Here is a 14,185-nt window from a genome sequence, read left to right as displayed (position 1 = left end):
AAGGCCTCCTTGGTGGCGGAGCGGTTCCTTAGACAGCTCCACTCCACACCAGGAGGCCTTCACCCATCTACACCTCAGACCGAGTCGTCACACGATCTCGACCAACGTGCCTGGACATCACAGCTAGGAGAGGCGACTCCAAAGGAAGCGGTACGCGAGCGCCGACATGTGCGCGGCCTGCGCGTTGTTGGCCGCTCCGCCGTGGCCGCCCTCGATGTTCTCGTAGTACGTCACGTCCTTGCCGGCCTCGAGCATCTTGGCCGCCATCTTGCGGGCGTGGCCCGGGTGGACGCGGTCGTCGCGCGTCGAGGTCGTGAACAGCACCGGCGGATAGGCCCGGTCGGCGTCGAAGAGGTGGTACGGCGAGAAGGTCGCGAGGAACTCCCAGTCGTCGGAGTCCGGGTCGCCGTACTCCGCGATCCACGACGCGCCGGCGAGCAGCAGGTGGTAGCGCTGCATGTCGAGCAGCGGCACCTGGATGACGACCGCCCCGAACAGCTCGGGGTACTGCGTCAGCATGTTGCCGGTGAGCAGGCCGCCGTTGGACCCGCCCATCGCCCCGAGGTGCTCCGCGGAGGTGATCCGCCGCTCGGCGAGGTCGCGTGCCACCGCGGCGAAGTCCTCGTACGCCCGGTGCCGCTGGTCGCGCAGGGCCGCCTGGTGCCAGGTGGGGCCGTACTCGCCGCCGCCGCGGATGTTCGCGACGACGTAGACGCCGCCGTGCTCGAGCCACGCGCGCCCGAGGCCGCCCGAGTACGACGGGGTCAGCGAGATCTCGAAGCCGCCGTAGCCGTAGAGCAGGGTCGGTGCCGTGCCGTCGTACGCGAGGTCGTGCGGGCGCACCACGAAGTAGGGCACGCGCGTCCCGTCGACGGACGTGGCGAAGTGCTGCTCGACGACCAGGCCCTCGGCGTCGAAGAACGACGGCATGGCCTTCAGCGGGACAGGTCGCGCGTTGACCCCGCGCGAGCCGAGGTCCAGCAGCGACAGCGTCGTCGGGGACAGGTAGTCGGTCGTGTAGAGCCACACCGCGTCGTCCTCGTCGGCGTCGACCGGGGCGACCTGCAGCGTGCCGAGGTCGGGCACGTGGTGCGCGGCGATCCGGTCCCAGGCGCCGCCGGGCTCGACGGGCGGCGTCAGGATCTCGAGACGGCTGCGGACGTCGGTCATCAGCTCGAGGACCAGCCGGTGCGCGGTGAACGCGTAGCCGGCGAGCGCGCTGTCGCCGGTCGGCTCGTAGAGGACGGTGAATTCTCGTCCGCCGTCGATGAAGTGGCTGAACGCGATCGCGAGGAGCGACCCCGCGACGTACGTCCGTCCGGCGACGGTCCAGTCCTCCCGCAGCTCGACGAGGAGCTGGTCGCGCTTGACGCTGGTCTCGGCGGAGTCCGGGATGTCGAGCTTGGTGAGCTCGACGGCGCCGTCCGCACCGTCGGTCAGCAGGTAGCGCTCCGCGGTGTAGAACGACGTCGCCCGCACCACCCAGTCACGCTCGAACCCCGGCGTGCGGTCGTGGAACGCACCGATCGACAGGTCCTCGTGCGCGCCCTCGAAGACGATCTCCGCCTCGGTCAGCGGCTCGCCCCGACGCCACCGCCGCGCGATCCGCGGGTAGCCCGACTCGGTCATCGAGCCGGGGCCGGTGTCGGTCTCGACGAACACCGTGTCGGCGTCGATCCAGCTCACGTCGCCCTTGGCCTCGGGGCGGACGAACCCGTCGGCGAGCCAGCGGCGCGACTCCAGGTCGTACTCGCGGGTGACGTCGGCGTCGGAGCCGCCGCGCGACAGCGAGACCAGGGCCCGGGTGAAGGCCAGCGGGCCGGTCCGCAGGACCTTGGCGCCGTGCCAGACCCAGTTCTCGCCCTCCTCCTCGGCGAGCGCGTCGAGGTCGAGGAGGACGTCCCACTCCGGCGAGTCGGTGCGGTAGGACGCGAGCGTCGTACGGCGCCAGATGCCGCGGACGTGCTGGGCATCGCGCCAGAAGTTGTAGTACCAGTCCCCGGCCTTGGCGATCGGCGGGATCTTGGCGTCGGAGTCCAGGACCTCGAGGATCTGCTTCTCGGTCGCGCGGAACTCGTCGCTCGCCTCGAGCGCACCGGCCGTCTCGGCGTTGCGCGCGCGGACCCAGTCCAGCGCCTTCTCGCCGTCGACGTCCTCGAGCCACAGGTAGGGGTCGGTCTGCGTCATGGTTCGAGCCTAGGCGTACGCCCCAGCGCGCCGGGCACGCGTCTGCGCACGGCGTAAGCCGCCCGGTTTGCCACGCCAACGCGGCAAGCCTCACCACCCGCCGCCGTACGCCCCGGCGGCGCAGCGTCAGATCGGATCGAGCGGAGGCTCCTCGGGCGACATCGCCGGGGTCGCGCCGACGATGCGGTCGCGGGCGATGACCGACTGCAGCGCCCGCAGCGCCGACGTCGTCTCGCCGCCCCACGAGGAGAAGAACGAGAACTGCCACCACCACAGCGCCTCGATCGGACGCCCCGCACGGGCGTGCTGCATCCCGTGCGCGAGGGCGGCGACGAGGGAGATGACGTCGTCGGAGATCCGGTACGCGGCCGGCTCCGCGGGATCGTCGTACGGGTCGAAGACCTCGACGTAGGTGTCGAACCCGTCGAGCACCGTGGCCAGTCCGACCCGGACGTCGTCGAGCTCGATCTCCGGACCGCTGTCGGGCTCGTAGCGGTCGGGCGGGACCATGCGGGGCATCGCCGCCATCCGGGCGCCGATCGTCAGCGCGCGGCTCAGCTCGACGAGCAGCCCGGCGACCATCTCCTCGCCGTCGGTGATCCCGATCAGCGTGCGGAAGCCCTCGAGCACGGCATCGACGTCCTCGGCGAACCCTCGGGCCACCGCGGCCAGCTCGTCGTCGTTGGTCTCGGTCACGATCCCCCCGTGCTCGTGCGGTCAGTCGACGGTGCGGCGACCCTCGAAGGCCCGCCCGAGCGTGACCTCGTCGGCGTACTCGAGGTCGCCGCCTACGGGTAGTCCACTGGCCAGACGCGTCACCCGCAACCCCAGGGGCTTCAGCAGTCGCGTCAGGTAGGTCGCGGTCGCCTCGCCCTCGAGGTTGGGATCGGTGGCCAGGATGATCTCCTGGATCGCCCCGTCGGACAGCCGCTGCATGAGCTCCTTGATGCGCAGGTCGTCGGGCCCGACGCCCTCGATCGGCGAGATCGCGCCGCCGAGGACGTGGTAGCGGCCCCGGAACTCGCGGGTCCGCTCGATCGCGACGACGTCCTTCGACTCCTCGACGACGCACAGGACGGACGGGTCACGGCGCGGGTCGGCGCAGATCCGGCACGTCTCCGACTCCGCGACGTTGCCGCACGTGGCGCAGAAGCGGACCTTCTCCTTGACCTCCGTCAGCACCTCGGCGAAGCGCCTGACGTCGACCGGGTCGGCGTCGAGGAGGTAGAACGCGATCCGCTGCGCGCTCTTGGGACCGATCCCGGGGAGCCGGCCGAGCTCGTCGATCAGGTCCTGGACGACCCCTTCGTACATGCGTCAGAACCCGAGGGCGCCCGCGCCGCCCCCGCCGAGCTCACCGCCACCGAGGCCGCCCGCGAACGGGCCGAGCTTCTCGGCGGCCAGCTGCTCGGCCTGGTCGGTGGCGTCCCGGACCGCGGCGACGACCATGTCACCGAGGATCTCGGTGTCGTCGGGGTCGACCGCCTCGGGCTTGATCTCGACCGACACGAGCTCGCCGGTGCCGGTCACCGTGGCCTTGACGAGCCCGTTGGCGGCCTCGCCGGTGACCTGGGCGCGGCTCAGCTCCTCCTTGGCCGCGAGCAGCTGCTCCTGCATCTGCTGGGCCTGCTGCAGCAGCGCTGCCATGTCTGGCATGCCGCCTCCGGGCTGGTTGAGCCCGCCGAAATCATCACCGAACACCGGGACGTCCTCACGTGTCGTACGACCGCGGTGCCGCCACCGCGGAGTGCACCGCCAGCCTACCGGCGCGCACCGTCGGACCGGCCCAGGCGCCGGATGCCGCTGGCGACCAGGCCGGCGACGAGCCCGACGACCGCTCCGGTGAAGACGCTGCTCCCGAACGTCGCCGAGCGCATCAGGATCTCCTCGGCGGCCGCCGGGAGCTCGCCGTCCAGCGACCCGCTGAGCTGTGGCTCGTCCTCGAACACCGAGTCCCACATGAGGTTGTGGCCGAGGCCGAGCCCGATCCCGTACAGCGCGCCGACGACGACCAGCGTCGTCACGGGCGAGGGGACGCGCGCACGCAGCGCCACGACCACCCAGACCGCGGGCGGGACGAGCGCGAGCAGGGCCGTGACGAGACCGCCGACGTCGATGCCGAGGTCGTGCACGACGACCCGCGGCAGCGCCAGCGCGGCGAGCAGCAGGAGCGCCCACAGGGGCAGCCCGAGCCGGGGTCGGTTCTCGCGAGGAGGTCGTGACGAGTCCATGGTCTGTCCTTCCGTCATCGCCGAGCGCCCCGCGGACCGCGGGAGGACTCGATGGTCAGGTGCGGCAAGGTGCGGTCCAGCCAGCGCGGCAGCCACCAGTTCCGGTCGCCGAGCAGTTCCATCACCGCCGGCACGAGCACGAGGCGGACGAGCGTGGCGTCGATGAAGACGGCGAAGGCGAGCCCGAACCCGAACAGCTGGAGCTCGCGGCTCGAGCCGAGGACGAAGCTCCCGAAGACGCACACCATGATCGCGGCAGCCGCGGAGATGACCCGTGCCGTACGGGCGAGCCCCTCCGCGACCGCGGAGGCGTTGTCTCCCGTGCGGTCGTACTCCTCGCGGATGCGCGACAGCAGGAAGACCTCGTAGTCCATCGAGAGGCCGAACACGATCGCGATGAGCATCATCGGCACCCACGCCTCGATCGGCGCGCTCGCCCCGAGGTCGAGCAGCTCGACCCCCCAGCCCCACTGGAACACCGCCACCACCGCACCGAAGGCCGCACCGAGGGAGAGCAGGTTCACGAGGACCGCCTTCACCGCGACCGCGAGCCCGCGGAAGACCGCCACGAGAAGCACGAGCGCTGCACCGAGGACGACGGCGAGGAAGAGCGGCAGCCGCTCCGCGGTGTAGTCGGCGAAGTCGACCGCCGCTGCCGTCGCACCGCCGACCGCCACCTCGAGGGCGCCGTCGGCCACGTTCGCGGGCACGACCTCGTCACGGAGGGTGTGCACGAGCTCGGTGGTCGCCTCGTCCTGCGGCCCCGTCGTCGGGATCACCTGCAGGAACGCGACGTCCCCGGCGTCGGAGAACACCGGCGGTGTCGTCGCCTCGACGCCCGGTGTCGCGGCGAGCGCGTCGGCGAGGTTCTCGACGTCGCCGGCGTCCGCGCCGTCACCGATCGCGGCCGCGACGACGAGCGGCCCGTTCGCGCCAGGGCCGAAGCCCTCCGCGACCAGGTCGTACGCCCGTCGGCCGGTGTCGCTGGTCGGCCGTGTGCCGGCGTCGGAGAACCCGAGCCGCAGGTCGAGCACGGGCAGCGTCAGCAGCACGAGCACCGCGGTCGCGGCGATCGCGGCCGGCCACGGACGTCGCTGCACCACGCGGCTCCACCGGCGCGCGAGGCGACCGCCGTCGGAGCGCGTACGACGCCGGTGCACCGAGAGCCGGTCGATCCGTCGTCCGGTGATCGTGAGCATCGCGGGCAGCAGCGTCACCGCGGCGAGCATCGTGACGAGGACCGAGCCCGCGATGCCCAGCGCGACGCCGGTGATGACCTTCAGGTCCATCAGGACCAGGCCGAGCGACGCGATGACGACCGTGACGCCGGCGAACAGCACGGACCGCCCGGCCGTGGTCTGCGCCAGCCGCACGGCCACCGCCGGGTGGGTTCCGTCGGCCAGCGCCTCGCGGTAGCGGGTGACGACGAGCAGGGCGTAGTCGATGCCGACACCGATCGCGATCATGGCAGCGACCGGAGCGGCGAAGCTGGGCATCTCGACCACGCGCGCCCCGAGCGCCACGAGGGCCACGCCGCTGGCGGCCCCGACGACGCCGACGAGGATCGGCAGCACCATCGCGATCACCGACCCGAAGGCGAACAGAAGGATCACGATCGCCGCGAGGACGCCGATCATCTCGCTCGGCGGTCCGCTCTCGCCCTCGGCGTCGACCGCGAGACCGCCGATCTCGACGGTGAGGTCGCCACCGTCGTACGCGCTCCGTACGTCGGTGAGGTCGTCCTGGAGGTCCGCCGTCGCCTCTGCGTCCTGGGGCGGCAGCCCGACCGCGACGTACCCGGTCGTGCCGTCGGGCGAGAGCTGCCCGGCGCCCTCGGGCGAGAACGGGCTGACCACGCTCGCGTCCGGCGCCAGGCGCTCGATCTCGGCGACCATCGACTCCACCTCGGAGCGCACCGCAGGGGTGTCGAGCCCCCCGTCGCGGTGCAGCACGACCTGCGCCTGGGTGCCGGCGTCGGACGAGAATCCGCCGTCCTCGAGGATCTGCACCGCACGGTCGCTCGGGGACCCGGGCAGCTCGTAGTCGTCGCTGGTCTCGCCGCCGAACGTCCCCGACAGCGCCGACAGCGCCACGACGACGAGGACCCACCCCGCCACCACCCACCAGCGCGCTCGCTGGCACACGCGAGCAATCCTGTCCATCGCGATCCCTTCCTCCACGTGACGCGTCGTCGCTCCCTGCGACGGGTCGTCGGCGGCCCACGCTAGGAGCGCGGAGGCGGGGAATCAGTCCCTCAGGAGCGGCACCGCGGTCGCCTCCGGGCGTACGCGGCTCAGGGTCGGGCTCAGTCGACCAGGCCGGCCCGGTGGGCGAGCACGACCAGCTGCGCGCGGTCGCGGGCGTCGAGCTTGGCGAGCAGGCGGCTCACGTAGGTGCGCGCCGTCTCCGGGCTGAGGAACAACGCCTTGCCGATCTCCTCGTTCGTGAGCCCGAGCCCCACGTGCGTGAGCACCTCGACCTCGCGCTCGGTGAGGCCGGCGAGCCTCTCCTCGCGGGTACGGCGGGTGGGCAGGCGGGCGACACGGTCCATCAGCTGGCGCAGCACCCCGGGTGCGATCTGGGCACGCCCGTCCGCGGCGTTGCGAACGGCGCGCCGGAGCTCGTCGGCGTCGATGTCCTTCAGCAGGTAGCCGTTGGCCCCCGCGGCGATCGCCTCGACCACGTCGTCCTCGTCGTCGAACGTCGTGAGCACCAGCACGGGCGTCTCCGCCAGCAGCGGGTCGGCACGCATCGCCGCGATCGCCGCCGTCCCGGACATCCCGGGCATCTGGAGGTCCATGAGCACGACGTCCGGCCGCAGCTCGCGGGCGACCCGCAGCGCCTCCCGGCCGTCGCTCGCCTCTCCGGCGACGGTGATGTCGTCGGTGTTCTGCATGATGGCCCGCAGCCCGTGGCGCAGGAGGACCTGGTCGTCCACGAGCAGGAGCCTGATCACGTGGATCCTCCGGTCGCCGAGGTCTCTGGTGTCGTCGGGATCGACGCCGCGACGACCCACCCGTGCGGGCCGGCATCGACGTCGAGCGTGCCGCCGAGGTCGGCGACGCGCTCGCGCATCCCGCTCAGGCCGTGGCCCGAGCGGATCTGCGGGGGTACGACCGCCGTACCGTCGTCGACGACGCGCACGCCGAGCACGCCGGGCTCCTGCAACCCCACCCGGACGCTGATGCTCGTGCCGTTCGAGTGCCGCAGGGTGTTGGTGATCGCCTCCTGCACGAGCCGGAACGCCGCCGCACCGACCTCGGGGGCGACGTCGACCGGATCCACCTGCACGTCGACCTCGTACCCGACCGCGGTCGGCGCGGCTCCCAGGCGGTCCACCTGGTCGAGCCCCGCCTCGGCGTCGAAGGTCCCCCGTCCACGCAGCACGGCGACGGTGCGCCGCAGCTGCGCGGACGCGTCGGTGATCGACGTGCGCACGAGCTCGAGGGCGTCGTCGCGCTCGTCGCCGTCCGGCGCCTCGCGGGCGACGTCGGAGTAGAGCGCCGCCACCGACAACGAGTGCCCGATCGAGTCGTGCAGCTCGCGGGCGAGCCGCATCCGTTCGTCGCGGACCTGCGCGACGTGGTCCAGCTCGCCCTGGCGGGTGAGCAGGCGCGAGACCTGCTCGGTGCGTCGCCGCAGGTGCCGCCCGACCCGGACGCTGTGTCCGAGCGCGATCGCGGCGGCGATCAGGGCGGCGTGCGAGACGAACTCGTACCCGACGACGAACGAGGCGCTCTGGCCGTCCGCCAACCGGTACGCCGTCGACAGCCCGAGCGTGAGCGTGCCCGTGACGACGGCCGCGCGAAGGTGGCCCATCTCCGCGGCCGAGTACAGCGCCGCCGCGATCGGCACCGCCACACCGATCGCCGGGAAGCCGGCCGCGTAGTAGCTGAAGAACCCCAGCGTCGTCAGCACGAGCACCAGCACCGGGTGGCTGCGCCGGATGAGCATGAGGAGGCCGAGCCCCAGAGCCCAGAGGTAGGCCAGCGGGTTCACGTCCCCCGAGCGCCCTTCGTGGGAGTTGACCACGACGGCGAGCACGGCGGCGACACCGACGCACAGCAGCACGTCCGTCCTGCGTGGGCTCATCGCGGCTCCCTCCGTCCCTCCGATGCTAGGGCGGGGAGGGCGACGGCGCGGTCGCTGCCGGGCGACATCCGTGTCGCCCGGGAGCGACGGACCGGCCGGATCACGCTCGGGACGGCCTGTCTAGGCTTCTGGTGTGGACCGACCCGAAGGACCGGCGGCCGAGGTCTGGCTGTTCTTCTTCGTCGTCGTCTTCCTGCGGGCTCAGGCGACGTACTGGATCGCGCGCGTCGCGACCAGCCAGGTGATCGACCACACGCATCCCGTCACCGGCTGGCGAGCACGGGTGCACGGCTGGCTGTCCGGGGACTCGACCGCGCGCGGCATCGAGGTGCTGCGCCGATGGGGTGCGTGGGCGGTGCCGTTCTCGTTCCTCACCGTCGGGCTCCAGACCGTGGTGAACGCCGGGGCGGGCGTGATCCGGATGCCGTACGTCCGCTACCTGCTCGCGATGCTGCCCGGGTGCGCGGCGTGGGCGCTGGTGTGGACGACGGTCGGGATGTCGGCGTTCTACGCCGCGCTCGCGGCCGGGCTCACGACCGGGTGGGGGATCGCGCTCGGCGTCCTCGCGATCGTCCTCGTCGCCGCCGGTGTCGCGGTCTGGCGTCGCCGCCGGGTGGACGACCGCACGCCCTAGCGTCCGAGGAACGCCGCGAGCAGGTCGTGCCCGCGCGGCGTCAGGATCGACTCGGGATGGATCTGCACGCCCTCGACCGGGTGCTGACGGTGCCGGACCCCCATCAGGACGCCCTCGCCGTTCCACGCGGTGGGGACCAGCACGTCCGGCAGGTCGCGCACGATCAACGAGTGGTAGCGGGCCGCGACGAGCGGCCCCTCCATCCCTTCGTACACGCCGGCGCCGTCGTGGTGCACCAGTGACGGCACGCCGTGCACGGGTCGCGGCGCGCGGGCGACCGCGGCACCGTACGCCTCCCCGATCGCCTGGTGCCCGAGGCAGACCCCGAGGACCGGAGTGGTCGCGCCGAGGGCGCGGACGGCGTCGACGCTCACGCCGGCCTCGGACGGCGCGCCGGGTCCGGGCGAGATCACGAGGTGCGTCAACGCGCCGGTACGACGCAGCCGCTGCAGCTCTCCCACGGTCACCGCGTCGTTGCGGACCACCGTCGCCTCGGCCCCGAGCTCGCGGACGTACTGCGCGAGGTTGTGCACGAACGAGTCGTAGTTGTCGATCAGCAGCACCCGCGCCGCGGCGGCCCGGTACGACGCTGCGGACGGACGAGGAGTCTCGACCAGCCCGCGGCCGGAGTGCCTCGCCCTCCTGTCGAGTCCCTGGATCCACGCGGTCGTGGGGCCAGGATCTCGTCGTACGACGCCGGCGACCTCGACGACCGGGCGCACCCGCCCGATCGCGTTCGTGACGAACAGCTCCGTCACGCGCTCCAGCTGGTCCAGCCCGATCCTCCGCTCGAAGACGGGCACCCGGTGCGTCCGCAGCAGACTCAGCACGACCTCGCGCGTGACGCCGGGCAGGATGCGGCCGTCGAGCGCCGGGGTGTGGACGCCGTCGTCGAACACCGCGAACACGGTGCCGCGCCCGGTCTCCAGCACCGACCCGTCGTCGTCGACCAGCAGCGGGTCGTGGGTGTCGTCCCACGGGGCGCCGGGAAGGTTCTCGAGGATGCGGCGGTCGTTCCACTTGGCGTCGCCGAGCCCGCCGGGGACCACGGCCGGGAGGAGCGTCCACGGAGCGGTCGGGACAGCACCCGCGGGGACCGCGCGGACGTCGACGCGACCGCTCGCCGGGTTGTAGGTGATCCGCACGCGGTGCGCGTCGCCCAGGCCCTCGGCGAGCGCCCGGACCTCCGCCGTGAGCGCAGCGGCGTCGACGTCGTCCTCGTACGTCGCCGCGACCGCCGCCGTGAACCGTGCGACGTGCCCCTCGAGATCGACCGCCGAGCCGTCGCGGGCGAGGAGCGTGTCGAAGATCCCGACCGAGGGATCGGGCCGTGTCGTCGCGACCCGCTCCGGTCGCTCCACCGGCGCAGCCTCCGGGGGGCGTGTCATCCCCTCCGCAGCGGCCAGGTCGAGCCCGCCCCCGACCGCCCGCAGCAGCGGCGCCGCCTTCGTGAAGCACTCGCGCAGCTCGTCGTCCGGGTCGGAGCCCGCGACGACGCCCCCACCGACCCCGAGCCACACACGGTCGTCGCGGATCTCGAACGTGCGGATCACGACGCTCGCCTCGAGCCCGTGTGGCCCCGCGTAGCCGATCGCCCCCGTGTAGACCTCGCGCCCCGTCGCCTCCAGCTCCCCGATGACCTGCATCGCCCGCACCTTCGGCGCGCCCGTGACGGACCCGGGCGGGAACGACGCGCGCAGCAGGTCGCCGTCGGTCGCATCCGGGAGCAGCGTCGCCTCGACGTCGGAGACCAGGTGCCAGACCCCGGTGTGCGCGCGCGGCGCCGCGGTCGCGGTCACGCGGACGGTGCCCGTCTCGGCGACGCGGCCCAGGTCGTTGCGGACGAGGTCGACGATCATCACGTTCTCGGCCCGGTCCTTCACCGACGCCGCGAGCGCCGCGGGGTCGGTGTCGGCCGGTGCCGTGCCCTTGATCGGCGACGACACGACGGCACGGCCGGTCCGCCGGACGTACAGCTCCGGCGACAGGCTGACGACCGTCCCCGCTCGGCCCGCGACGTACGCGGCGTACGCCGGCGCGAGCGCGTCGACGCCCGCGAGGAACATCTCCAGCCCGGCACCCGACCGGTCCGCGCCCTCGATCCGTGACTCGAGCCGCAGGCAGACGTTGGCCTGGAAGATGTCGCCGGCGTGGACGTGGGCGACCGCGCGGCGCACCGCCTCGCGATGGGCGTCGAGCCCGGGGACGGGGACGAACGACGCCAGCTGGTACGGCGTGGGGCGCGGCGCGTCGCCGGCGAGCAGGCCGCTCAGCAAGGCCCACCGCGCCTCGGTCTCGGGCGCCGGCGCGACCGACTCGAACCACCACTCGCCGTCGGTGCGGCGCAGGACCGTCTCGTACAGCGCGAGGTCCGCGTCCGGCAGACGGTCCGGGCGCGGCGGGACCGGACCGACGTCCTCCAGGCGGGCGCCGAGCTGGTAGCCCCACCAGCCGATCCACGTCCCGGCGTCCCGCGCTCCCGCCGGCCCCGTGCCCAGGTCGAACGGGTCCTCGTCGTCACCGAGGGTGCGCACCGGGTCGTACGCGACGAGGTCGGCGCCGGAGTCCCAGGCTCCGACCAGCGCGACGAGCCGGTCGCGGCCCCGCAGCCGCCGCAGCAGCACGTCGAGCCCGAGCCGGCCGACCTTGCGCCGGTCGGTGGGCGGGCTCATTCGGGAGCGAGCTCCGTGGGCCGCGGGAGCAGCGCGGCGTCGTGCCGCAGCCACGCGTCCACCGCCTCGTACGCCCGTCGGCGCGGGGCTTCGAGCGAGAGGAACACGTCGTGCCGCGCGCCCTCGATCGGGACGACGCGGGTGTCGCCGCCGAGGCAGCCGCACCAGCGGGCGATCTGGCGGACGTCGAGGACACCGTCGGCGGCGTCGATCTCCTCCGAGTACGCGGCGGCGAAGTGGGTGCGGGTCGAGCGCAGGACGAGCGCGGGCACGCCGATGTCGAGCCCGCGGTGCAGCCGCGCGTGGCCGACGCGGATCGCGCGCAGCCAGCCGAACGTGACGGGGAAGCCGGCGATCGGCTTCCACGCCGTGTTGAACTCCCACTCGCCGTTGTGCGACGCCGCCAGACTGCTGCCGTACGCGCCGCCCGGCGGGAGCTTGATGACGCCGGTCGGCCGGACCCGGCCGATCACCTTGATGGCCTCGGTGCCGACCGTGCGCAGGTACGGCGCGCCCTGGAGGTCGAACCACGGGCTGTTGAGGACGAGACCTGCGACGCCCTCGCCGCGCACACCGCTCGCGCGTCGGCGGCGGTCGAGCCACAGCGGGAGGATCAGGCCTCCGGTCGAGTGGGCGGCGAGCAGCACGTCGGCGCCGGTCTCCTCGCGGACGATCGCGAGCGCCTGGTCGAGCTCCTCGTCGTACATCGCGAGGTCCGACACGTAGTGCGCGGTGTGGCTCGGGCGCAGCGACCGGCCGCACTTGCGCAGGTCGAGCGCGTAGAACGCCATGCCGCGCTCGGCGAAGAAGTCCGCGAGAGCCGTCTGGAAGAAGTAGTCGCTGAACCCGTGGACGTAGAGCACGGCGCCGGTCGGCGACTCCCCCTCGCGCGGCAAGCGACGGACCAGCGTCGCGTCGATCGTGCCCTCGCCGTCGGGGTCGGGCCCGAGATCGATCCGACGCTGCTCGTAGCCGGGACCGAGGACGTCAGGCTGCCAGCTGCTCATGGGTGCTCCTCTCGCGCGGCCGACGGACCGCGGCCTCCACGTCGAAGGGTACGGAAACGTACGCCCGCGCGGGACCGCGGTCCACAACCTCCCGCCACGCGCCGGGCTAACCCACCTTCTCGAACGGCGTCGGCGCCCGGCCGGTCCAGCGATGGAGGTCGAGCGCGCCGGACTGCTTGGTCACGCCGTCCTCGACGACGCGAACGCCGGACGCGCCGTAGAAGTAGCCGCCCCCGACCGACACGAGCCCGTACGACGCGTCGAAGGTCCAGCCGAAGGTCGACGACACGGGGTCGTACTGCCCCTGCGGCAGCAGGGTCAGGTAGTCACCCAGCTCCGGCGCGGCCTGCCCGCGGACGACCTGCTCGTACGGAGCGCGGTCGCCGTCGACGACGAAGAGCGAGTAGTTCGGGTACGACGGCTTGGTCCCCTTGTAGACGGCGAGGAACCAGTGGCCGGACGCCTCGTCGTACTCGAGGTTCTGGACGCCGTACGTCGTGTTGCCGGTGTGCACGAAGAACTTGTTGCGGACCTCGCGGGGACCGCTGTGGTGCGGCGCGCTCTGCTCGAGGGGCCGCTCGTACCGGCGCCAGCCCGCGACGTCGTACTCGAGCAGCACCTGGTTGTCGTTGTCGATGCGGTCCTTGTTGGCGTACACGCCGTACGCGACCCGCAGGACCTGCCTGCCCTTGCGCTTGCCGTCGGCCGGGCCGAAGGCGACCCCGTCGATGCCGCTGCTGCCGTAGCGGTGGTCGGGCGTGGCAGCGACATCGCCGTCGAAGACGCCGTTACCGTCCATGTCGGCGGTGAAGTCCTCGACCACCTCCGGCAGGTAGACCGTGGTCATCACGCCGTCGGCCTCGGCGTCCATGCCGACCCGGTCGATCGCGTCGCCGTCGAAGATCGCGATGTAGAACGCCTTCTCGGCCTTGTACTCCAGCGAGCCGTAGACGCGTCCGTCCTTCGGGTTGATGTCGAGGTCGCCGAGGTGTCCGGTGAGTCCGGTGACGGTGCCGAGGACGTTGCCCTCGAGGTCGGTCTTGACGAGCATCTGCGTGAACGACCAGTAGACGATGCCGCGACGCTGGTCGATCGCGGCGCCTTGCACGTGGCTGGTCGGCCAGGCGCCGCCGTCGATGTGGCGCGGGAGCTTCGACGGCTCGGCCCGGCCGGCCGAGGGCGCGTCCGTGCGCGCGGTCGCCTCAGGACTCGCCGAGGCCTGGGTGGTGGTGAGCAGGACCGTTGCGGCGGTCGCGGCGATCGCGGCGGCACGCAGGGTGGGTTTGCGCATGGGTTCCTCTCGTCGCTGTCACGAGGAGACGTGACGGGTACGGGACGAGTCCCAACGAAGCGAGGCGAGGT

At 72.7% G+C, this 14,185-nt stretch carries 12 protein-coding genes; 1 reads left to right on the top strand and 11 read right to left on the bottom strand.

What is annotated here, in order from left to right; genetic code table 11:
* Window positions 1-123: 123 nt before the first annotated feature.
* The 8 genes from ACQSSQ_RS17960 to ACQSSQ_RS17925 all read right to left on the bottom strand — a co-directional run bounded on the left by ACQSSQ_RS17960 (window position 124) and on the right by ACQSSQ_RS17925 (window position 8,510).
* Window positions 124-2,187, bottom strand: coding sequence for a prolyl oligopeptidase family serine peptidase (locus ACQSSQ_RS17960; protein ID WP_431328479.1), 2,064 nt, complete (start codon window positions 2,185-2,187; stop codon window positions 124-126).
* A gap of 126 nt (window positions 2,188-2,313) precedes the next feature.
* Entirely contained in the window at window positions 2,314-2,883 is a 570-nt protein-coding gene (locus tag ACQSSQ_RS17955; protein ID WP_431328478.1) for a DUF5063 domain-containing protein, read from the bottom strand.
* Between the two features lie 21 nt (window positions 2,884-2,904).
* A complete protein-coding gene (gene recR, locus ACQSSQ_RS17950; RefSeq protein ID WP_431328477.1) occupies window positions 2,905-3,501 on the bottom strand; it encodes a recombination mediator RecR in 597 nt (198 codons plus the stop codon).
* A 3-nt stretch (window positions 3,502-3,504) separates the two neighbouring features.
* Window positions 3,505-3,888, bottom strand: coding sequence for a YbaB/EbfC family nucleoid-associated protein (locus ACQSSQ_RS17945; protein ID WP_431328476.1), 384 nt, complete (start codon window positions 3,886-3,888; stop codon window positions 3,505-3,507).
* 59 nt (window positions 3,889-3,947) lie between these two features.
* On the bottom strand, window positions 3,948-4,418 hold the full coding sequence (locus ACQSSQ_RS17940) for a hypothetical protein (protein WP_431328475.1): 471 nt from the start codon (window positions 4,416-4,418) through the stop codon (window positions 3,948-3,950).
* 14 nt (window positions 4,419-4,432) lie between these two features.
* The gene (locus ACQSSQ_RS17935; protein WP_431328474.1) at window positions 4,433-6,562 is read right to left on the bottom strand and encodes an MMPL family transporter; all 2,130 of its coding nucleotides are present in this window, start codon (window positions 6,560-6,562) and stop codon (window positions 4,433-4,435) included.
* Between the two features lie 161 nt (window positions 6,563-6,723).
* Complete coding sequence (locus tag ACQSSQ_RS17930; protein ID WP_431328473.1) at window positions 6,724-7,374, bottom strand: response regulator; 651 nt, start codon at window positions 7,372-7,374, stop codon at window positions 6,724-6,726.
* Window positions 7,371-8,510: a sensor histidine kinase gene (locus tag ACQSSQ_RS17925; RefSeq protein WP_431328472.1), complete on the bottom strand. Its 1,140-nt coding sequence runs from the start codon at window positions 8,508-8,510 to the stop codon at window positions 7,371-7,373. Before ACQSSQ_RS17925 ends, ACQSSQ_RS17930 begins: the two co-directional genes overlap by 4 nt.
* Window positions 8,511-8,643: 133 nt before the next feature.
* On the opposite strand from ACQSSQ_RS17925, the gene ACQSSQ_RS17920 reads away from it, so the two are divergent.
* Window positions 8,644-9,144 carry a DedA family protein gene (locus ACQSSQ_RS17920; protein WP_431328471.1) on the top strand — a complete coding sequence of 167 codons (501 nt, stop codon included), beginning with the start codon at window positions 8,644-8,646 and terminating at the stop codon, window positions 9,142-9,144.
* On the opposite strand, the gene ACQSSQ_RS17915 is transcribed toward ACQSSQ_RS17920, so the two are convergent.
* From ACQSSQ_RS17915 to ACQSSQ_RS17905, 3 genes are all read right to left on the bottom strand, one after another.
* Window positions 9,141-11,816: a chorismate-binding protein gene (locus tag ACQSSQ_RS17915; protein WP_431328470.1), complete on the bottom strand. Its 2,676-nt coding sequence runs from the start codon at window positions 11,814-11,816 to the stop codon at window positions 9,141-9,143. The genes ACQSSQ_RS17920 and ACQSSQ_RS17915 overlap by 4 nt on opposite strands.
* Entirely contained in the window at window positions 11,813-12,823 is a 1,011-nt protein-coding gene (locus tag ACQSSQ_RS17910) for an alpha/beta hydrolase (RefSeq protein WP_431328469.1), read from the bottom strand. Before ACQSSQ_RS17910 ends, ACQSSQ_RS17915 begins: the two co-directional genes overlap by 4 nt.
* A gap of 106 nt (window positions 12,824-12,929) precedes the next feature.
* Window positions 12,930-14,114 carry a hypothetical protein gene (locus tag ACQSSQ_RS17905; protein ID WP_431328468.1) on the bottom strand — a complete coding sequence of 395 codons (1,185 nt, stop codon included), beginning with the start codon at window positions 14,112-14,114 and terminating at the stop codon, window positions 12,930-12,932.
* Window positions 14,115-14,185 lie beyond the last annotated feature (71 nt).

It is taken from the genome of Mumia spirodelae (assembly GCF_050632745.1).
GTDB lineage: Bacteria > Actinomycetota > Actinomycetes > Propionibacteriales > Nocardioidaceae > Mumia.
This window is presented reverse-complemented; position numbering and strand designations above follow the sequence as displayed.